This window comes from Buchnera aphidicola (Thelaxes suberi), from assembly GCF_964059005.1.
In the GTDB taxonomy this organism is placed as follows: Bacteria; Pseudomonadota; Gammaproteobacteria; order Enterobacterales; family Enterobacteriaceae; genus Buchnera_I; species Buchnera_I aphidicola_C.
On record NZ_OZ060389.1, the window covers coordinates 507489 to 529515 of the forward strand.

At 23.1% G+C, this 22027-nt stretch carries 19 protein-coding genes and 4 tRNA genes; 9 read left to right on the forward strand and 14 right to left on the reverse strand.

Annotated elements, in window-relative coordinates:
- The first annotated feature begins 6 nt into the window (after window positions 1-6).
- Complete coding sequence (locus AB4W61_RS02415; RefSeq protein ID WP_367678924.1) at window positions 7-759, forward strand: ferredoxin--NADP reductase; 753 nt, start codon at window positions 7-9, stop codon at window positions 757-759.
- A 250-nt stretch (window positions 760-1009) separates the two neighbouring features.
- Here AB4W61_RS02415 and AB4W61_RS02420 read toward each other — a convergent pair whose 3' ends face one another.
- Window positions 1010-2449 carry a hypothetical protein gene (locus AB4W61_RS02420; protein ID WP_367678925.1) on the reverse strand — a complete coding sequence of 480 codons (1440 nt, stop codon included), beginning with the start codon at window positions 2447-2449 and terminating at the stop codon, window positions 1010-1012.
- A 344-nt stretch (window positions 2450-2793) separates the two neighbouring features.
- Between AB4W61_RS02420 and AB4W61_RS02425 the strand changes: the two genes are divergently transcribed.
- Window positions 2794-3537 (forward strand): class I SAM-dependent methyltransferase, encoded by a 744-nt coding sequence (locus AB4W61_RS02425; RefSeq protein WP_367678926.1) that lies wholly within the window; start codon window positions 2794-2796, stop codon window positions 3535-3537.
- Window positions 3538-4005: 468 nt separating this feature from the next.
- Here the strand turns inward: AB4W61_RS02425 and AB4W61_RS02430 are convergent, their stop codons facing one another.
- Both AB4W61_RS02430 and dapF read right to left on the reverse strand, forming a co-directional pair.
- Entirely contained in the window at window positions 4006-5100 is a 1095-nt protein-coding gene (locus tag AB4W61_RS02430) for an MFS transporter (protein ID WP_367678927.1), read from the reverse strand.
- 449 nt (window positions 5101-5549) lie between these two features.
- Window positions 5550-6377, reverse strand: coding sequence for a diaminopimelate epimerase (gene dapF, locus AB4W61_RS02435; protein WP_367679170.1), 828 nt, complete (start codon window positions 6375-6377; stop codon window positions 5550-5552).
- Window positions 6378-6567: 190 nt separating this feature from the next.
- Here dapF and cyaY point away from each other — a divergent pair, with 190 nt between their 5' ends.
- The 3 genes from cyaY to AB4W61_RS02450 all read left to right on the forward strand — a co-directional run bounded on the left by cyaY (window position 6568) and on the right by AB4W61_RS02450 (window position 8741).
- Window positions 6568-6903, forward strand: coding sequence for an iron donor protein CyaY (cyaY, locus tag AB4W61_RS02440; protein WP_367678928.1), 336 nt, complete (start codon window positions 6568-6570; stop codon window positions 6901-6903).
- Between the two features lie 125 nt (window positions 6904-7028).
- Complete coding sequence (gene hemC, locus AB4W61_RS02445; protein ID WP_367678929.1) at window positions 7029-7952, forward strand: hydroxymethylbilane synthase; 924 nt, start codon at window positions 7029-7031, stop codon at window positions 7950-7952.
- A gap of 15 nt (window positions 7953-7967) precedes the next feature.
- Window positions 7968-8741 (forward strand): uroporphyrinogen-III synthase, encoded by a 774-nt coding sequence (locus AB4W61_RS02450; protein ID WP_367678930.1) that lies wholly within the window; start codon window positions 7968-7970, stop codon window positions 8739-8741.
- Here AB4W61_RS02450 and AB4W61_RS02455 read toward each other — a convergent pair.
- From AB4W61_RS02455 to AB4W61_RS02495, 9 genes are all read right to left on the reverse strand, one after another.
- Window positions 8720-8796: transfer RNA gene (locus AB4W61_RS02455), tRNA-Pro, on the reverse strand. The genes AB4W61_RS02450 and AB4W61_RS02455 overlap by 22 nt on opposite strands.
- Before the next feature lie 50 nt (window positions 8797-8846).
- Window positions 8847-8919 (reverse strand) — tRNA-His (locus AB4W61_RS02460).
- 67 nt (window positions 8920-8986) lie between these two features.
- A tRNA-Arg gene (locus tag AB4W61_RS02465) sits at window positions 8987-9060 on the reverse strand.
- Window positions 9061-9324: 264 nt separating this feature from the next.
- Window positions 9325-10584, reverse strand: coding sequence for a transcription termination factor Rho (rho, locus tag AB4W61_RS02470; RefSeq protein ID WP_367678931.1), 1260 nt, complete (start codon window positions 10582-10584; stop codon window positions 9325-9327).
- A gap of 138 nt (window positions 10585-10722) precedes the next feature.
- Window positions 10723-11061: a thioredoxin gene (gene trxA, locus AB4W61_RS02475; protein ID WP_367678932.1), complete on the reverse strand. Its 339-nt coding sequence runs from the start codon at window positions 11059-11061 to the stop codon at window positions 10723-10725.
- 30 nt (window positions 11062-11091) lie between these two features.
- The gene (locus AB4W61_RS02480; protein ID WP_367678933.1) at window positions 11092-13131 is read right to left on the reverse strand and encodes a UvrD-helicase domain-containing protein; all 2040 of its coding nucleotides are present in this window, start codon (window positions 13129-13131) and stop codon (window positions 11092-11094) included.
- 105 nt (window positions 13132-13236) lie between these two features.
- Complete coding sequence (ilvC, locus tag AB4W61_RS02485) at window positions 13237-14712, reverse strand: ketol-acid reductoisomerase (RefSeq protein WP_367678934.1); 1476 nt, start codon at window positions 14710-14712, stop codon at window positions 13237-13239.
- Window positions 14713-14818: 106 nt separating this feature from the next.
- Window positions 14819-16681, reverse strand: a complete 1863-nt coding sequence (ilvD, locus tag AB4W61_RS02490) for a dihydroxy-acid dehydratase (RefSeq protein ID WP_367678935.1) — start codon at window positions 16679-16681, stop codon at window positions 14819-14821.
- A 231-nt stretch (window positions 16682-16912) separates the two neighbouring features.
- Window positions 16913-16986, reverse strand: a tRNA-Trp gene (locus tag AB4W61_RS02495).
- Between the two features lie 209 nt (window positions 16987-17195).
- Between AB4W61_RS02495 and AB4W61_RS02500 the strand changes: the two genes are divergently transcribed.
- The 4 genes from AB4W61_RS02500 to fdx all read left to right on the forward strand — a co-directional run bounded on the left by AB4W61_RS02500 (window position 17196) and on the right by fdx (window position 19868).
- Complete coding sequence (locus tag AB4W61_RS02500; protein WP_367678936.1) at window positions 17196-18413, forward strand: IscS subfamily cysteine desulfurase; 1218 nt, start codon at window positions 17196-17198, stop codon at window positions 18411-18413.
- Window positions 18414-18447: 34 nt separating this feature from the next.
- Window positions 18448-18834, forward strand: a complete 387-nt coding sequence (gene iscU, locus AB4W61_RS02505) for a Fe-S cluster assembly scaffold IscU (RefSeq protein ID WP_367679171.1) — start codon at window positions 18448-18450, stop codon at window positions 18832-18834.
- 107 nt (window positions 18835-18941) lie between these two features.
- Entirely contained in the window at window positions 18942-19457 is a 516-nt protein-coding gene (gene hscB / locus AB4W61_RS02510; RefSeq protein ID WP_367678937.1) for a Fe-S protein assembly co-chaperone HscB, read from the forward strand.
- 78 nt (window positions 19458-19535) lie between these two features.
- Window positions 19536-19868 carry an ISC system 2Fe-2S type ferredoxin gene (gene fdx / locus AB4W61_RS02515; RefSeq protein WP_367678938.1) on the forward strand — a complete coding sequence of 111 codons (333 nt, stop codon included), beginning with the start codon at window positions 19536-19538 and terminating at the stop codon, window positions 19866-19868.
- 24 nt (window positions 19869-19892) lie between these two features.
- On the opposite strand, the gene der is transcribed toward fdx, so the two are convergent.
- Window positions 19893-21269 carry a ribosome biogenesis GTPase Der gene (der, locus tag AB4W61_RS02520; RefSeq protein ID WP_367678939.1) on the reverse strand — a complete coding sequence of 459 codons (1377 nt, stop codon included), beginning with the start codon at window positions 21267-21269 and terminating at the stop codon, window positions 19893-19895.
- Window positions 21259-21933: a tetratricopeptide repeat protein gene (locus AB4W61_RS02525; RefSeq protein ID WP_367678940.1), complete on the reverse strand. Its 675-nt coding sequence runs from the start codon at window positions 21931-21933 to the stop codon at window positions 21259-21261. Before AB4W61_RS02525 ends, der begins: the two co-directional genes overlap by 11 nt.
- Window positions 21934-22027: the final 94 nt, after the last annotated feature.

Consider the following 22027-nt stretch of genomic DNA (forward strand, 5'->3'; position numbering starts at 1 on the left):
ATTAAAATGAATAAAATAATTGAAGGAACAGTAGTACAAGTAAAAACATTTTCAAATGAATTATTTAGTATTTTTCTAAAAGCAAAAATATCTAAATTTATTCCTGGTCAGTATAATAGAATTATTTTTTTTAATGAAAAAAAAGAAAAAATACAAAGAGCTTACTCTTATGTTAATGCTCCAAAAGAAAAAATAATTGAATTTTATATTGCTTTAATTCATCAAGGAATTATTACTCCAAAATTAATACAACTAAAAACTCAAAAAAAAATATTTATTTATCAACATTCATTTGGTGATTTCACATTAAAAAATATTCCATCTTGTGACAATTTATGGTTATTTGCTACAGGAACAGCCATTGGACCTTATTTATCTATTTTAAAAGAACAAAATTCCGATATAAATAGATTTAAAAAAATAATTTTAATACACGCAGTACGTTATTATAACGATCTCAACCATTTAAATACTATTATGTATTTAAAAAATAAATATAAAACAAAACTATATTATTTAACAATTATTAGCAGAGAAAAAACTAATAATTCATTACATGGAAGAATACCTCTTTTATTAAAAGAAAATAAAATAGAAGAAACTGTAAAATGCAATATTAATAAAAATAATACGCATATAATGTTGTGTGGAAACCCAGGAATGGTAAAAGAAACTAAAAAAATACTACGTGAAAAGTATAATTTAACAATGCATTTACAACGCAAAAGTGGACAAATTACAGTTGAAAACTATTGGTAGTATTATGTAAAAAACAATATATTTATTAGATAAATATCTTTTTTAGATATTATTCATATCTTTCATATAATCATACAACCATATTTTTTCTTTTAATTTATTTCATATACTGATAGTATATTCATTAAGATATTTTTATAAAAAAAATTAAGAAGGAAAAGAAAAATCTTAACCTTCTTAATTTTTATCTTCATTATAAATAATTATTTAATTTATAGGCAAATAAAATTTTTTATTATTTATATAAATATTAATTAACAAAATAAGAATATTCTAATTTTGGAGGAGCGTTTTTTGAAACAACTACACTAGTACGCACACCAAAAAATGCTTTAGTATGTTTATCTTGTAATGATCCATTTTTTTGTAAAATTGCTGTATTAACACCAACAATCTTAATTGTATTAGCATCTATTACATCTATTTTGTAATGAAACGAAGGAAACAAAGGTGTACAATCTAATAACTGAGGATGATCTGAAAACAAACTTAAATATGCATTATTAAATAAATTATCATTAGCATATAAAGAAACTAATTGTTGTAAATCAAAATCAGGGATTGCATTTGTAAAATCTTTAGTAAAATTCTGCATTGTTGCAGAAGACATATCTTTTCCGTTAATTTGAAAATATGCGTTTTCAAAATTACTTAAAAATCCATCGTGCAATTGCATAGTTTTATTTAATAATTGAAAAGTACTTGCATATTTTTTAGCAAGACTCGCAACATCTTTGGAATTATTAACGTAAGGTAACTGGTTCCATATAATCGCATCATTGGAACTACCAAAAGCAGTATTATCACCGTTAAAATTATCAATGTTTTGGTTAATGTATTTTAAAAATTCTCTGCGTGCATCAAATTGATTATTGAAATAATTTTTTTCAGCAGCTTCTCTTAAAGAAGGATGCATTTGAGGGTTATACTGTTTAGTTAATTCACTTACCGATTGTTTTAAAAGATACAAAATCCTAATTGGGACCATACCTGTTTTAAACAAATACATTATTGGAAAAATATGATCACTATCTATTGATTTTTTTACAACATTATTAAATATTTCACTAAAAGAATTCGACATCGCAGATAAAAACTTAGATGATAATAAATCATCATCTTTGTTAATAGATGGATGTAACAATGGCAACGATTGTTTTTTCAAAAATTCATCAGTTTTAAAATGAGTTAATTCAAAATCTAAAAAAAATTTACTTTTTAATTCGTTAGTGAATTCATCAAGGTTATAACTATCATTTTCATTTTTGTTTCGTTGTAATGAATGTAATATACCTGGTAAATCCCATTTATAATGCCTTGCTTTTTCTAATTGTTTAATTTTTAATGGATAATCAGGAATTGACAAATTAATAGGAGGTGCAGGCGGCGTTTCTGGCAATAATTTTCCTTGATTATTATAATTTAATTCTGGTTCGAATTTATTAGTATCTATTTTATAATCAACATCAGGTATTTTACCAGAATAAATAAACGATTTTTCTTCTGGAAATATAGTTATAATTGCACTTGGACTTGGATTTTTAATACCATCTTTTGTGTATTCTGGAGGATTATTTGTATTTTTAAATGTTCCAGGTGGAGTCATCATTGCAAAATCATAATATGTTTTGGGTAAATTATTTTTATCTAAAATTAAAGTAGTACCTGGTGATGGAGTGAATGATGTCATATTAATTAAGTCCTCATTTTTTTTCCATTTTGTTTCTTAATCTACTATATTAAAAACTTAAATTTTTATTATATATTTATATTTAAAAGTTTAATATTAAGTAATTATTATATATTTAAGTTAGAATAAACGTTCTTTAAAAAAGATATTTTTGTTTAATCAATTTTATAATTAAAATATACAATTAACTATAAATATGATTGTAGTATTTTATACTTTTTTTTTATTTGATTGCAATCAATAATTATAAATTTATTTATTGTACTGTCAGCATTACAAAAATGTTTTTTTATAAAAAACTAATAGTATATATACTATAAATTTAAAAATATGCTTAGAATTTAATGCGTATTTTATTAATATCAGTAACAAATATACAAAAAATATGTTTTTATAAACAAAATACAAAGCGAAAAAATATGTATTTAATTATTCAACCCAAAAAAAATGTATTATTCCAATTATCAAAAAACACTAGTAACTACTTCTATATCAGTTTTACTAAAAAAAATTTTTTGTCACGTATACAAAATACGCAAAAAAAAGAAGCAATTGCTAAAGCTGTAGGAATTAAAAAAAATTATTATCCTATCGTTTTAGATGCTACAGCAGGATTAGGTCGAGATAGTATTATACTTGCGTCTTTAGGATGTACAGTCATTATGTTTGAAAGAAATCCAATTATAAGTTTTCTACTAAATAACGCATTAAAACAAGCTATTAACCATCCTATTATTGGACCATGGATTCAATCAAGAATTATGCTTATCCAAGATTCCAGTTTTAAAATGTTAGAAATACCTGAAATACCTCAACCAGACGTAATATATTTAGATCCAATGTTAAATTTAAAAAATAATAAATCTAAACCTAAAAAAGGTATGCAATTTTTAAAAAAAATCATAGGTGATAAAGATACTGATGCAAATAAATTATTTCAAATCGCAAAAAATTTTGCAAAAAAACGTATTGTAGTAAAACGTCCGTTACATTATAGCCGTATTAATAAAACAAATATTAACGCTTCTATTATTACAAAACAAAATCGATTTGATATTTACTACATTAATAACATTAAAAATATATAAAATTATAAAATTTATATACAAAACATATAAAAAATATTTTTTGTTTATACAATTAAATATATTTAATATAGAATGTATAACTTAAAGCTATTTTTAATAAAAAATACGTTTAAAAAATAAAAATATATATTACGCGCTAAATACATATAAAAATGTTATTCATATTATGAAATATAATTAATTTATATTTTTAATAATTAATCGAAATAATAGTTTTTAAAAAAATATATAAATTTAAATATTTTCATATAAATAAAATTATTTTATTGATTTTAAGAATATACATTTACTTCATTAATATAATTATTAGATCAAACTAATTTAATTGCTTTAAATATAAACATTATATCAAAACAATTTGATAATAAAAATATATAATAATAAAAAACAAATTAAAACATTATTATATGAACATATAAAAATACAATACTTAAAAATATTTATTTATCTATAATTTTATTAAATAAATTAAAAATTATGATTTAATTTATTAATTAATCTAATTCCTAAAAATAACATAATTGATACAAAAATAGAAATACCAATCCAATGACCTAATAACCAACAACAACCACCTATAATACTACATATACTTGAACCTAAATAATAAAAAAACAAATATAAAGAAGACGCTTGCCCTTTTGCTTGTTTTGCTAAATAACCAATCCAACTACTTGCAACTGAATGAGCAGCGAAAAAACCTCCAGAAAAAAAGATTAACCCTGCAATTATAAAAATAATTGTATTTACTTGAGTTAACAATATACCAAAAATCATAGCTAATAAAGCAGATATTAAGATAAATTTACTTTTATATTTGGTTGTTAAAACACCAGCTGTTGGAGACGTATATACTCCTATTAAATATACTAAAGAAATACAACTAATAATAATTTGGTTTAAATTAAAAGGATTATTCATTAATCTATAAGTAATATAATTAAATATAGTAATGAAACTACCCATAAGAATGAAACCAATGATAAATAAAACAGATAAAGATTTATCATTCCATTGACGTAACATATTATTAAAAATAGATATAGGAGTAATTTTAATAGACGAAAAATTTTTAGAAGAAGGTAAAAATAATATAAATAATAAAGAAGCTAAAAACGAACAACAACCTACAGAAAAAAAAGCTATTTTCCATGAAAAATAATGTGTAACTATACTAGAAATCATACGACCAGCTAAACCACCTACTGTATTTCCGCTAATATATAACCCCATAGATACACCCAACATTTTAGGGTTAATTTCTTCATTTAAATAGGACATAGCTACACCTACAACACCACTTAAAGATAAGCCTATAAGTGAACGCATAATAATGATACCAATCCAACTTTCTATACCTGAAGAGAGCATAGTTAATACAGAAGAAGAAACTAAAGATATACCCATTATCAGCTTTCTTCCAAACGTATCAGATAATGAACCACTGAATAACATACCTATTGACATCATGAATGTTGACGCAGAAAGAGATAAACTGCTTTCAACAGGGCTTAAGTTAAATTTCTTAGAAAAAATAGGAAGTATAGGTTGTACACAATACAATATTGAAAAAGTAGCAAAACCAGCTAAAAATAGCGCAAAAATTACTTTATTAAATTCTTTACTATTGCGATTTATAAAAATTTTTTTTTTATATTATTATTCGATTTTAACAAGTTATTTGAACAATTTGAAAAATCTAAATTTATATTTATATTTTGATTATTATTCTTAATTTTTATCAAAATAAACTCCTTTATTTTTAAATATATTAATTAAAAATTATAATTTCTTAACTTGACATAAAATACATATGTACACACAACAATCTGTAGTATTGTAATTTTAATAAAAAATAATATCATTAACTAATGATTTTTTAATATTAAATCAAAATAAAAAATTCTAATACAATTTTTATTATTTAAATATTAATAATATAATTCAAAAAAAAAAAAAAAAAAAAAAAAAAATAAAATAAAAATAAAATAAAAATAAAAAAATAATAAATTTTATAAATTAAAATATCCATCATATACATGTTCAGCAGGCCCAATCATATGTAAAAATTTTAATTTTTTATCCCAATTAACTATTAAATCACCTCCAAGTAATTTTACCAATACTTGACTTTTTAACATATTATTTAATATACCTACTGCTGTTGCAGCACAAGCTCCACTTCCACACGACTTTGTTTCACCAACTCCTCTTTCATAAACTCTTATTTTAATTGTTGTATCATTAATTATTTCCATAAACTCTACATTAACACCATGCAAAAAAATTGATGAATTATTTAATGCTCTACCTATTGTTTCTATATCAATATTATTGACATCATTGACTATTATAACACAATGAGGATTACCTAGAAAAGCAACTCTAAACGTTACTATTAAATTCTGATTTATAACAACTTGATATTTATCAGATATTAATTGAACCTTTAAATCTACTAAATGAGGATGAAATAATGGAGCATTCATGATGACTTTAACTTGCTGATTGTTTATATTCTCTAAAACCATTTGTGTTGTGTTTGTGCTAACTACAATTTTATTTTTACAAATTAATTTTTTTATTTGAATAAATTTAGCTATACATCTAGCTCCATTACCACACTGAAATACTTCTTCACCATTAGCATTAAAAATACGATAATGAAAATCTACTAATGGATCAGAAGATTTCTCTATTAATAAAAATTGATCAAAACCAATTCCTGTATAACGATTAGACAACTTTTGTATTAATAATTTCGAAAATACTATTTTTAAAATGCAATTATTAATTACAACAAAATCGTTTTTTAATCCATGCATTTTTGAAAAAAATATTTTCTTACTTTGAATGTCAGACATATAAGTTACTCTTTATAATAAAAAAATTAAATAAATTATTAATTAATAATTCATTGTATATGATTTTACTTCAATGCAGTATTACTTTATAATTAATAGTATAAAACAAAAACATAAATAATAAAAATTAATTAGAACGATACTTTAACTTAAAATTTAATTAACAATGAACAATTTTAATATAATTAAAAAACAATTTTTTTTAAAAGAATTTCACAAAATAATTGTTAAAATTGAAAAAATAATTGACGCATATTCAGGAAAAAAAGACATTGAATGCGAAATTGATGCTGATGTTTTTTCCATTATTATTAATAATAAAAAAAAAATAATTATTAATAAAAGAGAAAACTTAAAACAAATATGGATGGCAAATCAAGAAACAGGTTATCATTTTAATTATGATGGCACAAAATGGATATGTTTAAGAAAAAAAATAGAATTTTGGCAAGCATTAAAAGATTCTTTAAATAAAGAACTACAAGACTATATAAATATATAAATTTTAAATTTTATTTTTTAAAAAAAATTTTTTATAAAATAATAATATTAAAACAAATAACAAAAATAATAATTAATAATATTTAATTATTTAAACATTTTTTACTATTCATGGCTCTATGTAAAATGTTTAATAAACACAATTATTTAAGAATTGCAACGAGAAAAAGTCCATTAGCGCTAATTCAAGCTGAATCTGTAAAAAATAAATTATCTGCGATTTATCCAAATTTAAATATCCAGTTAATTCCAATAAAAACACATGGAGACATTATCGCAAAAAAAAGATGGAATGCATTAAATGGAAAAGGTATTTTTATAAAAGAACTTGAAATTGCTTTATTAGAAAACATAGCTGATATTGCAATACATTCTGTAAAGGACCTTCCTATTATCAATATGTCAACAAAATTATGCCTTTCTACTGTTTTAAAAAGAGGGAATCCTTTAGATGCTCTTATTTCAAACATGTATAATAAATTACAAGACTTACCAAAAGGAGCAATCATAGGAACTTCAAGTTTAAGAAGACAATGTCAATTATTGCATTATCGTCCTGATTTAATTGTGCATCCTGTACATGGTAATATTGAAACTAGATTAAAAAAATTAGATGAAGGAAAATACGATGCAATTATTTTATCTGTAGAAGGATTAAACCGATTAAATCTACATAATAGAATTAATGAAGTTATTCCATTAAATATCTCACTTCCTTCTTGCGGACAGGGTGCTATCGGTATTCAATCTCGCATTCAAGATACAAAAATTCATAAATTATTAAAAAAAATCAATCATAAAAATAGTTTTTTGCGAATACAAGCAGAAAGATTATTATGTTTTCAATTAAACGCAGGATGTTATTCTCCAGTAGGAAGTTATGCTTCAATTAAAAAAAATAAACTCTCTCTTAAAGGTTTAATAGGATCTAATGATGGAAAAAAATTAATTAGAGGGGAACGAACAGGATCTTATTTAGAAATAAAAAAAATGAGTTATTCTTTAGCTTTAGAGTTACTTAAAAATAAAGATATCAATAAACTGAACTAGCACTATTTATAATAAATGAACATATTAATTTTAAGACCTAAAAAAGATGCATTAGAGCTAATGCATAAATTAAATAAAATCAATATTCAATCATGGATATTTCCTATATTTAAATTCCGACCAGGAAAGGACTTATTTTTATTACCTCATGTATTACAATCATCATCAAAAAACAGTATTGTTATCGCTTCTTCTAAATATGCTATTTTATATTCTCATAATTATTTAAAAAAAATAAAAAAATGGCCTATTACATTAAATTACTTTGCTATCGGTCATAAATCAGCTCGTTTATTAAAAATTTGTACTAAAAAAAAAGTACTTTATCCTCTTAAAAAAGAAAATAGCGAACATTTAATTAAAGTAATTAAAAAAACTAAACCAATTAAAGATACAAAAATTATTATTCTGCAAGGAAATAATAGTAGAAATATATTAGCAAAAGAATTATCTAATGATGGATATAATATTGTCAAATTAGAATGTTATCAAAGAATATTCATAAGATATAATGGAAGTAAAGAAGCTAAAAAATGGAAATTTTTTAACATTAATATGTTAATTGTTACTAGTTCTGAAATGTTAACAAGGTTAACTTGTATTTTTTATAAAAAAAAAGAAAAAAGATGGTTATTTAAATGTAAAATTTTGTGTATTAGTAATAGAATATATACACTAGCTTTAAGTTTAGGATGGAAAAATATTATTATATGTTCACATGCACATAATGCATGTATTTTAAAAAAGATTAAAGAAATATATGATAATGGTCGGCGAAAGAGGATTTGAACCTCTGACCTACTGGTCCCAAACCAGTTGCGCTACCAAGCTGCGCTATTCGCCGATAAAATATTATTAAATTATTAAATCTACTATATAAATATACTTATTTTGGGTGATTAATGGGGGTCGAACCCATGACCGCTGGAATCACAATCCAGAGCTCTACCGACTGAGCTATAATCACCAAAATTAAATATTTATTTTTTAAATTATTTTATAAAAAAATTAAAAAATAAAAATTTTTTCTAATTTGCGCTTGTCAGGAATCGAACCTGAGACTTCTACTTTCGGAAAGTAGTACTCTATCCGTCTGAGTTACAAGCGCATATATAGATAAACACATATGGATTATAACTTTTTTTTATTAATAAATGTTTGACAAAAAATATTGAAAATATATTTATACTTGTAAATATAAAAAAATTATTTAAATTAATTTAAAATTTAATAGATATTAACATAAAAAAAAAAATTTAAAAACAATTTTTATAAAAATTATTTTTTATTTTTAAAAAATAAAATTTTTTATCAAAAAAATTATTTATAATCATAAATATTTTATATAAATAAAATTTATTAATAAACATTTTTAAGATCGTTTCATCATATCAAAAAATTCACTATTCGTTTTTGTCATTGCAAGTTTATTCATTAAAAATTCCATTGCATCAATTTCACTCATAGGATGTATAATTTTTCTTAAAATCCACATCTTTTGTAATTCTTCAGTAAACGTTAATAATTCCTCTTTTCTAGTTCCGGAACGATTGTAATCAATTGCAGGAAACACTCTTTTTTCTGATATTTTTCTGGATAATAATAATTCCATATTTCCTGTTCCTTTAAATTCTTCATAAATAACTTCATCCATTTTTGATCCAGTATCAATTAATGCTGTAGCAATTATAGTTAAACTTCCTCCTTCTTCTACATTACGAGCTGCTCCAAAAAATCTTTTAGGTCGATGTAAAGCGTTGGCATCTACACCACCCGTTAAAACTTTTCCAGATGCTGGAACTACTGTGTTATAAGCTCTTGCTAAACGTGTAATCGAATCTAACAATATAATTACATCTTTTTTATGCTCAACTAATCTTTTTGCTTTTTCAATTACCATCTCCGCTACTTGTACATGTCTAGAAGCAGGTTCATCAAAAGTAGATGCTACTACTTCACCTTTTACCAATCTTTGCATTTCAGTGACTTCTTCAGGCCTCTCATCAATTAAAAGAACCATTAAAACACAATCCGGATGATTATAAGCAATACTTTGTGCTATATTTTGTAATAACATTGTTTTTCCCGCTTTAGGAGGGGCTACAATTAATCCTCTTTGCCCTCTACCTATTGGAGAAGCTAAATCTAAAACTCTAGCAGTTAAATCTTCTGTCGAACCATTTCCTCTTTCCATTCTTAATCTAGAATTTGCATGTAATGGAGTTAAATTCTCAAATAATATTTTACTCCGTGCATTTTCTGGTTTATCATAATTTACTTCATTCACCTTTAACAAAGCAAAATATCGTTCTCCTTCTTTAGGAGGTCGTATTTTACCTGAAATAGTATCACCAGTACGTAAATTAAATCGTCTAATTTGACTAGGAGAAACATATATGTCATCGGGTCCAGCAAGATACGAGCTATCTGCAGAACGCAAAAAACCGAATCCATCTTGTAAAATTTCTAAAACACCATTTCCAAATATATCTTCTCCGCTTTTGGAATGTTGCTTCAAAATAGCAAAAATAATATCTTGTTTACGCATTCGAGCTAAATTTTCTAACTCTATTTTTTCACCAAGAATTATAAGTTCAGAAACCGGTGTATTTTTCAGTTCGGTAAGATTCATATGGGTGGGTTCTTTATAAACTTGAGATAATTCTCGAAATGTTTTTTATTAATAATAAATTGTATTTTTATTAAATTATTTTTATATGTATAATAATTATACAAATTATAATACATATAAAAAATAAAATCTATTTTTTTATATTTTAATATTCGTATGCTCTTCTAAAAATGTTGTTAATTCTAATTTTGATAATACTCCTACTTTAGTTGCAAGTACTTCTCCTTTTTTAAATAATAATAAAGCAGGTATTCCACGAATAGAATATTTAGGAGCAGTATTAGGATTTTCATCAACATTAATTTTTGAAAAAATTATTCTGTTTTTATATACAGATGCAACTTCTTCTATTATAGGAGTTAATATTTTACATGGATTGCACCATGGAGCCCAAAAATCAACAAGTATAAAGTTATTTTCTTTTAATACTTTTTCTTGAAAATTATTATCGTTAATAATAATTATATTATTTTCCATAAAATTCTCTCTTATAATCGTTATTTAGATTTATATTTTTTCACTTTTTTTTGATAATTTTAACATTTTTTTTATAAAATGAATATTTTTTTTATTTATTGCAAATTGATGTATACAAGATGAAACAACTAAATTATTAACAAAAAATAAATCTTTTTTAGGTAATTCTAATAAAAATCGACTAGGATTAACATCAATAATATTTCCATAGCTAATCCTTTTTTGAGTATATGTTAAAGTTAATTCTTTTTTAGCTCTTGTAATACCAACATAAAATAATCTTCTTTCTTCATAGCAATCATTATTTTGTAAACTTATTTTATGAGGCAAAATACCATCTTCTATTCCAATTATAAATACAAATGAAAATTCTAAACCTTTTGACGCATGTAAAGTCATTAAACAAATTTTATCTTTTAATTGAACATGTTGATCGTCATCTATCAAAGATGAATCTTCTAAAAAAATAGAAGTAATAAATTCTGATAATTTATTAATATTATAGTTTTTATCATCAGAAATTTGAATTTTTTTCATTGATTGTACTAAGATTAGTATATTTTTTATATTTTCTTCTAACTGTAATTGATTTTTTATATTTTTTTTAACCCATTTTATATATTGAATATTATCAATAATTTTTTTAATAACATTATTTGGATAAAATTCAGCGTATTTCCTAATGTCTTGAATCCATAAACAAAATTGATTTAATTGTTTACAAGAATTCGATAATGTATCATTAATATTCTTTTTTAAATTTAAACCAGTATAATATAAACTTGTATTATTACAATCAGATAATTGATTTAAATATGCAATAGTTTTTTTTCCAATTCCTCTATTAGGAATATTAATAATTTTTAAAAAAGAAAAATTATCTTCAGGATTAATAATAATTTTTAAATAAAATATTAGTATTTTAACAAATTTATAATTACAAATAGATTTTTTACCAAAAATATAATAGGGAATATTTTTTTCAATTAAATATTTTTCAAAAATTTTAGATTGATTATTTGATCGATACAAAATAGCATAATCTGAATACAATGTTTTAAATTGTAATCGATGTATTATAATTTCGCTTAATACTGTTTTTGCTTCTTCTTGTTCATTTAATGTAGATATAATTTTTATTAAAGGACCATATTTCATATTAGAAAATAATTTTTTACGAAATACATGAGGATTATGAGATATCAAATTATTAGCTATATTTAAAATACGACCAGAGGAACGATAATTTTCTTCTAATTTAATAATCTTAATATCAGGAAAATCTTTTTTTAATAAAAAAAGGTTATTTGGATTAGCCCCCCTCCAAGAATATATTGATTGATCGTCATCACCAACTAAAGTAAAATTATTTTGCTTTGTAATTAATTTAATTAGATTATACTGAATGCTATTCGTATCTTGATATTCATCAACTAGCAAATACTTAATTTTTTTTTTCCAATATAAATGAAATTTTTGATTTTTTTGAAATAATTTTATTGGCAAATATATCAAATCATCAAAATCTAAAAAATGTGATAATTTTAAATATTCTTCATATAAAAAATAACATTCTAAAAATTTTTTATTAAACGTATTATTATTTAATTGTTGTGCTTCAATTGCACTTAAACAATTATTTTTTAATGTAGATATAAAAATAAGTATGTTTTTTGATAATTTTGCATCATATTTTAATTTTGAATGCATAATTTTTTTTATTATATTAATACGATCAAATTCATCTATAACTAAAAAATTAGTTTTTATCTTTAATAAATTGGAGGCTGATTGAATAATCTTCATACCAAAATTATGAAATGTCGAAATAAATATTTTTTTTTCGTAATTAATTGCTTTTGTATAGACTCTTGTTTTCATTTCTTTAGCGGCTTTATTAGTAAAAGTTAAAGCAACAATTATATTTTTAAAATTAAATTGATCATTATTCATTAAATATATAATTTTATTAGTAATAACTTTGGTTTTACCAGATCCAGCTCCAGCTAAAACTAAACAAGGATTTTTAATACACTGAACTGCCTTAAGTTGATTTGTATTTAAACTCATAATTTAAACTTATTATTTAATATTGTACATTTGTTTAAAATATACAATATTTATTTTTTTAAAAAATATATAAAATTTAAAAATAAAACACTAATAAGGTTACTATTAAAAATTTTTTTTCTTCATACCAATCATGTAAGACCTTAATTTAACACCGATCTTTTCAATAGGATGGTTACGAATTGAATCATTAATATTTCTTAATTTAATATTATCAATGTTAATCTTATTATTTTTATGTAATGTATTTATCTCTTTAAAACTAATATCATTAAAAAATTTTTTTAATATAGGCAACGCCTTTTCTTCAAATAAATAATTACCAAATTCTGCAGTATCAGAAATTACTACATTCATTTCATATAATTTTTTACGAGCAATAGTATTAGCTATTAAAGGAAGTTCGTGTAAGGATTCATAATAAGCAGATTCTTCTAATATTCCTGTTTCAACCATAGTTTCAAACGCCATTTCAATGCCAGATTTTAATATTGCAATCATTATTACCCCGTTATTAAAATATTCTTCCTCAGAAATATCAACATCAGAATTAGGAGCTTGTTCAAAACTAGATCCAGCTGTTTCTTTTCTTCTTTGTAATAATATTTTGTCATTCATATCCCAATCTTCTAACATTTTTTTTGAAAACTCTCCAGACATAATATTATCCATATGTGTCTTAAAAAGTGGAGATAAAATAGGTTTTAATTTTTCTGATAATTCATATGCTGTAATTTTAGATATATTGGATAAACGATCCATCATTAAGGTAATACCTCCATGTTTTAGAGATTCTGTAAATACTTCCCAACCATTTTGAATAATTTTCGATGCATAATGCGCAGGTATTTTTTCTTGAATTAATTTTTCGTAACAAGCTATCGAAGCAGCTTGTAATAAACCACATAGAATAGTCTGCTCACCCATTAAATCAGATTTAACTTCAGCAACAAAAGAAGACTCTAATACTCCTGCATGATGACTACCGATTGCAACAGCCCATGCTTTAGCATATTCTAATCCTATATGATTAGGATCGTTTTTTTTATGTACAGCAATTAAAGCTGGAACTCCAAATCCTCTAATATATTCAGATCTTACTTCAGTACCAGGACATTTTGGCGCAACCATAATAACAGTAATGTCATTTCTTATTTGTTGACCCATCTCTACAATATTAAATCCATGCGAATAACCTAAAATAGCTCCGTACTTCATTAATTTTTCTATTTGATTTAAAACATTTTTATGTTGTTTATCTGGAGTTAAATTAATAACAAAATCAGCTTCGGGAATAATATTTTCGTAATTATCTACTTTAAATCCATTTTTTATAGCATTATTCCAAGAACGATTTTTACTTGTAATAGAAGATTGTCTTAATGCATATGCAATATTTAATCCGGAATCTCGCATATTTAAACCTTGATTTAATCCTTGAGCTCCGCATCCTATGATAACAATTTTTTTATTTTTTAAATACGAAACATTTTCATAAAACTCTGATTTTAATACAAAACGACATTTCTTTAATTCAATATTTTTTTCTCTAAAATTTAAATTATTAAAATAATTATTCATGATTTTCCTTAAAATATTTTTATTATACAAATTTATTTATATTAAATATTTAATAAAATAATTAAACAAATTTTAAAAGATTTTTTATAACACTATTCATTAAAAATTAAATATTAACTTTTGTAATATCTCGAACAGCTCCTGTATCAGCACTAGTAGCAAAAAAAGAATAAGACTTTAGAGCAAATGATACTTTACGTTTACGATGTAATGGAGTATAAGGATACTTCCTTGATTCTTCTAATTTTTTTCTTTTTTTTATTTCTGTATCAGTGATATTTAAATGAATTGAACGATTAAATATATTAATAACAATTTCATCTCCATCTCTTACTAAAGCAATTAATCCTTTATTTGCAGCTTCAGGTGATACATGACCGATAGATAATCCAGATGTACCTCCTGAAAATCTTCCATCTGTAATTAATGCACATTTTTTGTCTAACTGAATAGATTTCAAGTATGTTGTAGGGTAGAGCATTTCCTGCATTCCAGGACCACCTTTAGGACCTTCATATCTTATAATAATAACATCTCCTGAACGAATTTTTTTATTTAATATTGCTTCTACAGCATCTTCTTGACTTTCATATACTTTCGCTGATCCACAAAAAACAAAATTATTTTCATCAACTCCAGCTGTTTTTACTACACAACCATTTAAAGACAAATTGCCATATAATACAGCTAAACCACCTTCTTTATTAAAAGCATATTGATTTGAACGAATACATCCATTTTTTCTATCTAAATCTAATTCTGGCCATTGAAATGATTGAGAAAAAGGTTTAATCGTTTTAACACCCATCGGTCCAGAAAGATACATATTTTTTATTTTTTTATTATTTGTTTTTAAAACATCATATGTATTTAATGTTTCTCTTAAAGATAATCCTAAAATATTACTTGTTTTATCATTAATTAAATTAATATGACAAAGCTCGCCAATTATTCTCATCACACCACCTGCTCTATGGAAATCTTCCATATGATATTTATTAGTACTAGGTGATAACTTACATAAATGAGGTGTAATTCTTGATAAAGCGTCAATATCTTTTAATGAAAAGTTAATATTACCCTCTTGAGCAGCAGCTAAAAGATGTAAAATAGTATTAGTTGATCCTCCCATTGCTATATCTACTGACATAGCATTTTTAAAAGCATCAATAGTAGCAATGTTTCTTGGTAAATAAATGTTTTTATTATTTTTATAAAATTCTTTAGTAATCTGTACTATAATTTTACTGGACTGTATAAATAACTCTTTTCTATTATAATGTGTTGCCAATAATGATCCATTACCTGGTAATGCCAAACCAATTGCTTCAATTAAGCAATTCATAGAATTAGCTGTAAACATTCCAGAACAAGATCCGCATGTAGGACATGCTGATTTTTCAATATCCTCAACAATATCGTCACTAATTGCGGTATTTGCACTATTAGAAATAGCATCCACTAAATCTATTTTTAGATGATTCACAGAAGCATGCGATTTATCTAATAATGTTTTACCCGCTTCCATTGGACCTCCAGAAACAAATACTGTTGGTATATTAAGACGCAAAGCAGCCATAAACATTCCTGGAGTAATCTTATCGCAATTAGAAACACATATCATTCCATCAACACAATGAGCATTAACCATGAATTCCACTGAATCAGCTATTAATTCACGCGATGGTAATGAGTAAAGCATTCCCGAATGACCCATAGCTATTCCATCATCAATAGCTATTGTATTAAATTCTTTTCCTACCCCTCCTGCTTTGTTTATTTCATTAGAAATAATTTTTCCGATATGATTTAAATGAATATGACCAGGAACAAATTCTGAAAAAGAATTAACAATAGCAATTATAGGTTTATTAAAATCTGAATCACTCATTCCTGTTGCACGCCATAATGCGCGCGCTCCTGCCATATTACGCCCTTGAGTAGTAGTACTAGAACGATAATTCTGCATTTAATTTTTCCATTTAAATATATATTTATAAAAAATATAAAAAAATAAATTATTAGATACAATAAAAAACTACAAAAAAAATCATCTGAAGTTAGAAATCATTATTCCAAATTTATATTAAAGTTATATTTTTTAATGTTATAGGATGGTGTATAATATGAATTATTACGATTAGAGTAAAATTTGATAAAATTAACCGAAGACTGTAAAATAAAATCTTTTTTATTTATTCAGGGGCGGAGGGAATTGAACCCCCAACTTTCGGTTTTGGAGACCGATGCTCTACCAAATTGAACTACGCCCCTATAAAACATATTATATTTAATTTAAAATAATGTACAATGTTTTTATTAAAAATTTTTTTATATAATTTTATTAATAGAATTTATTAAAATCAATGTATATAAAAAATTATTTAATATTAATATATTATTTTAGTAATTTTATATTCTTGTTATAATTTTTTTAAATGAATATTAATATTCAAACATATTAATATTAAATAGGGGAAACAATGGATTTACCAATATATTTCGATTATGCTGCAACAACACCAGTTGATCCCGAAGTTCAAAAAGAAATGTTAAAATATTTAAATTATAATGATAAAAACTTTGGAAATCCAGCTTCTCGTTCTCATAAATTCGGATGGATTGCAGAAGAAGCTATAGATATTGCAAGAAACACAATTGCTGAATTTTTTAATGCTGATTTTAGAGAAATTATATTTACATCTGGAGCTACTGAATCAAACAATCTTGCAATTAAAGGTTGTGCTAATTTTTATAAAAATAAAGGAAAACATATTATTACTAGTAAAACAGAACATAAATCTGTTTTAGATAGTTGTAGATATTTAGAAGAAAAAAATTTTCGTGTTACATATTTAAATCCAAAAAAAAACGGTTTAATAGATTTAGAAGAATTAAAAAATGCAATTTGTACAGACACTATTTTAATTTCAATAATGCATGTCAATAATGAAATAGGAGTTATTCAGGATATTGAATCTATTAGTAAAATTTGTGTACAGAAAAACATTTTTTTTCATGTTGATGCAACGCAAAGCATTGGTAAAATCGCATTAGACGTAAAAAAAACTTACATAAATTTAATTTCTTTTTCCGCTCATAAAATATATGGACCAAAGGGTATAGGAGGTTTATATATCCGTAAAAAACCAAAAATTAGACTTGAAGCTCTTATTCATGGAGGGGGTCATGAACGCGGTTTAAGATCAGGAACCCTACCTGTACATCAAATTGTTGGCATGAGTAAAGCGTTCGAAATTACAAAAACATATTTTAATAAACATAATGAACAAATTTTGCATTTACGTAACCATTTTTGGAATAATTTAAAAAAAATAGAAGAAATTTATTTAAATAGTAATTTAAAATATTGTGTACCTCATATCTTAAATGTAAGTTTTAACTATATAGAAGGAGAATCATTAATTATGGCTCTAAAAGATTTAGCTATTTCTTCGGGATCAGCTTGTACTTCTTCTAGTTTAGAACCTTCTTATGTATTGAGCGCATTAGGGGTAAAGGATGAATTAGCTCATAGTTCTATTAGATTTTCTATTGGAAAATTTACTACAATGAAAGAAATAAATTATGCTATCGTTCTAATTCAAAAAGCAGTATTAAAACTAAGAAATCTATCTCCTTTATGGGAAATGTATAAAGAAGGTATTGATATTGACGCTATAAAATGGGAACATGTCTAGTACTTTATTTTATTTATTAAAAAAGAGAATTATTATGTCTTATAGTAAAAAAGTTATAGAACATTATGAAAACCCAAAAAATGTAGGATCATTCGAAAAAAATGATTCAACAGTAGGTACAAGTTTAGTAGGAGCTCCAGCTTGTGGAGACGTAATGAAACTACAAATTAAAGTAAATGAAAAAGGAATTATTGAAGATGCATGCTTTAAAACATATGGATGTGGTTCTGCAATTGCATCAAGTTCTTTAATGACAGAATGGGTAAAAGGTAAATCATTAGATCAAGCAACTCAAATTAAAAACACTCAAATCGTTAAAGAATTAAAACTTCCTCCAGTAAAAATTCATTGCTCTATACTAGCAGAAGATGCTATTAAATCTGCTATAAAAGATTATAAAAAAAAAAATAATATTTCTTAATTTTAATACACTATAGTAAACACTATAGTGTTTTTAAATCACAATGATTAAATAATTTTTTTTAAACTTTACATATAAAAATTAATAAAAATTTTTATGAGAATAATATGAATTATTTTAATTTATTCGATTTACCTTTGACGTTTAATTTAAAACAAAAAGATATAAAAAATAAATTTTATCAACTGCAAAAAAAATATCATCCTGATTTATATATGCATATTGAAGAAAAAAAAAGATTACATTTTATGCAAAATTCTATATTAATTAATAAAGCATATCAAATTTTAAAAAATCCTATAACAAGAGCTGAACATTTAATTAGTTTACATCAATCAAATATAAAAAAAAAAACAAATTGCGATCAATATAACAAATTTTTAAGTTTTCAATTTTATTTATATGAAAAACTAGAAAATTTTAAAAAAGATAATCAGTACAAAAAAATTAATGTTTTTTATAAAAAAATAACAAAAATAGAAATATATTTATCTAATAAATTACAACAATATTTATATGCAAAAAATTGGGAAAAAGCTAAAAATAATTTAGAAAAATTAAAATATTTTTTAAAATTTAAAATTACTATAGAAAAAACCATGTCATCAATACATTTACAATAAAAATATCTTTTATATATATAAAATTTTATAAAATAAAAAATTTACTATTAATTTTACATCTAGGTAAAAATAAAATATATGCCAAACATAACATTTATATTTAAAAAAAATAATAAAATCGAAAAAAAAATTGTTCAAGCTACAAGCGGTAGTACAATCCTTAATGTTGCTTTAAAAAATAATATCTATATTGAACATGCTTGTGAAAAATCGTGTGTATGTACTACATGTCATTGTTTTATTACAAAAGGATTTAATTCAATTTCGACATGTTCAGAAGAAGAAGAAGATGCTTTAGATAAAGCATGGGGATTAAAAGAAAATAGTAGATTATCTTGTCAAGCAAAATTAGGATGTGAAGACATTGAAGTCACCATTCCTACATATTCTTTAAACTATACAACTAAATAAGTAATATTATTTAAATTAAATAATTTAATCTATAATATATGGATTATTCGCATTTTTGAAAATTAACGTTATAGGAATACCTATTAAATTTAATTCTGTTTGAAATTGACGACTTAAATATTTAATATAATTACATGTTAATAAATGAGTTTTATTTCCATAAATAATGATTTTTTTTAAATATATGTTCTTATTATCATGTTCTGGATGAGCAAATTTTAATTTAATTTTTTTCCCATTGATTATTGGGGGTTTATGCTTTTTTAACATATTATGTAATAATCGTGTTAAAATAGAAGAAGTAATTCTTTTTTTTGCAGATTCGTGTACTTGATAAACTGTTTTTTTTATATTTTTAAAAATATTTTTATCATATCGACCAGATACAAAAATTTTAGGAATATAAGTAACGAAATGTAAAATTTCATTAATTTCTTGTTTAATTGTCTTTTTTTTACTTTTTGAAATTAAGTCCCATTTATTAATTAATATAATCAATAACTTTCCCATAATATTGATCTGATTCAGTAAAAATAAATCTTGTTTTAAAACTTTATCAGCAGCATTAATAACTAAAATAACTAAATCACTCTTATATATACTTTTAATGCTTCTTTGAATAGAATTTTTTTCTAATAAATCTTTTATATTTTTTCGTTTTCTAATTCCAGCTGTATCAATAAAAATATATTTATTATTTTTTTCTATATAACTTACTTCAATACTATCACGTGTTGTACCAGGTTGATTGGATGTCATTAATCTATTGTTACTACTTATAATATTATTAATAATAGTTGATTTACCAACATTAGGTCGACCAATAATAGAAATAATTATTTTTTGTGTTATATTATTACAACTTCTTTTTTTAACTAATGAAAAATAATCACTATTTATTTTATTTTCAATAAAAGGTATTAAAACTTTTTTATTAAAAAAAGTTGTATTTATTTTATTTTTAACTGAAATAAAATAAGTATTTATAAAACCTAAAGATAAAAAATCACTCATAATATCATAAATATTTACTTTATCAATTTTATTAACTAATAAAAAAATAGGCTTATTCTGTTTTCGAATCAATGTAGCAATATGTTCATCTTCATGTGTACAGTTATTTCGTGCATTCACTAAAAATAATATTATATGTGATTTATTTAATACTTGTTTAATATTATCTAATATTATTTGACTTGTATTATTAGTAATTTGACTAATACCTGGAGTATCTATTACTTGAACTTTGAAATCTCTTAAAGATATAAATAATTTATACTTATAATCTATAGTAGTATTTTTTGATTTATCAATAATTGCATTGTTAGTTTGCGTCATCAAGTTAAACAAACTTGATTTACCAACATTCGACCTTCCAATTAAAATTATTTTAATTTTCATTAGTATTCTTCTGATAATTATATATATAAAAATAGTCTCTTTCTTCTATTGAATTTATTTTCATTTTTAAAATAATTTTTGTAATTACATTACTTTCTAATTGAAGAGCATGTATCCAAAATTGTATAGCATCGTCATACTTTTTTAATATAAAAAAAATATCTCCCTTCATATTTAATATTGTTTTTAAATATAATTTACTTTTAATTGAATTTAACGTTTCTATAGCATCATTAAATTTGTTTTGTTTCATTTGAACTTTTGCTATTTCTAACAACATTGTATTAAATATAAATTTATCTTGAGATAAATGTAAATGATTATATAAAAGTAACAAAGCTTTATTGAAATTTTTATTTAAAACATAAGACTTACTTAAATTTAAAACTGTTAGTAAACCATAAATATTCCTATTATTACGAATAAAATTTAATGTATTTTTTTCAGATTCATCATTATTTGAATCAACGAACTTATTAATATCATAAAATTGATGAAAATCTGTTTTTCTTTTTGTTTGACTATAAAAATGATGAACATTCCATAATCTATTATGAATGAATACAACAAAAAAAATACAAGTAATTAAAGACAAAATTAAGATCAAAATCATTCTTTTTCTTTTTTTTAACAAAAGATATATTTTTATATAATTTTTCATCATTTATTATACAATACTCATATTTATTTATAAATATACTTTACAAGTACATATACATTTTTTATTTTAAAAAAATATACTTGAAATATATATAAAA

Coding starts and splice junctions, on each gene's coding strand:
- AB4W61_RS02480 (WP_367678933.1), bottom strand. CDS start 13,131: ATGAGTTTAAATACAAATCAACTTAAGGCAGTTCAGTGTATTAAAAAT.
- ilvC (WP_367678934.1), bottom strand. CDS start 14,712: ATGAATAATTATTTTAATAATTTAAATTTTAGAGAAAAAAATATTGAA.
- cyaY (WP_367678928.1), top strand. CDS start 6,568: ATGAACAATTTTAATATAATTAAAAAACAATTTTTTTTAAAAGAATTT.
- AB4W61_RS02450 (WP_367678930.1), top strand. CDS start 7,968: ATGAACATATTAATTTTAAGACCTAAAAAAGATGCATTAGAGCTAATG.
- AB4W61_RS02525 (WP_367678940.1), bottom strand. CDS start 21,933: ATGATGAAAAATTATATAAAAATATATCTTTTGTTAAAAAAAAGAAAA.
- der (WP_367678939.1), bottom strand. CDS start 21,269: ATGAAAATTAAAATAATTTTAATTGGAAGGTCGAATGTTGGTAAATCA.
- hscB (WP_367678937.1), top strand. CDS start 18,942: ATGAATTATTTTAATTTATTCGATTTACCTTTGACGTTTAATTTAAAA.
- fdx (WP_367678938.1), top strand. CDS start 19,536: ATGCCAAACATAACATTTATATTTAAAAAAAATAATAAAATCGAAAAA.
- rho (WP_367678931.1), bottom strand. CDS start 10,584: ATGAATCTTACCGAACTGAAAAATACACCGGTTTCTGAACTTATAATT.
- trxA (WP_367678932.1), bottom strand. CDS start 11,061: ATGGAAAATAATATAATTATTATTAACGATAATAATTTTCAAGAAAAA.
- AB4W61_RS02420 (WP_367678925.1), bottom strand. CDS start 2,449: ATGACATCATTCACTCCATCACCAGGTACTACTTTAATTTTAGATAAA.
- ilvD (WP_367678935.1), bottom strand. CDS start 16,681: ATGCAGAATTATCGTTCTAGTACTACTACTCAAGGGCGTAATATGGCA.
- hemC (WP_367678929.1), top strand. CDS start 7,029: ATGTTTAATAAACACAATTATTTAAGAATTGCAACGAGAAAAAGTCCA.
- AB4W61_RS02500 (WP_367678936.1), top strand. CDS start 17,196: ATGGATTTACCAATATATTTCGATTATGCTGCAACAACACCAGTTGAT.
- AB4W61_RS02425 (WP_367678926.1), top strand. CDS start 2,794: ATGCGTATTTTATTAATATCAGTAACAAATATACAAAAAATATGTTTT.
- AB4W61_RS02415 (WP_367678924.1), top strand. CDS start 7: ATGAATAAAATAATTGAAGGAACAGTAGTACAAGTAAAAACATTTTCA.
- iscU (WP_367679171.1), top strand. CDS start 18,448: ATGTCTTATAGTAAAAAAGTTATAGAACATTATGAAAACCCAAAAAAT.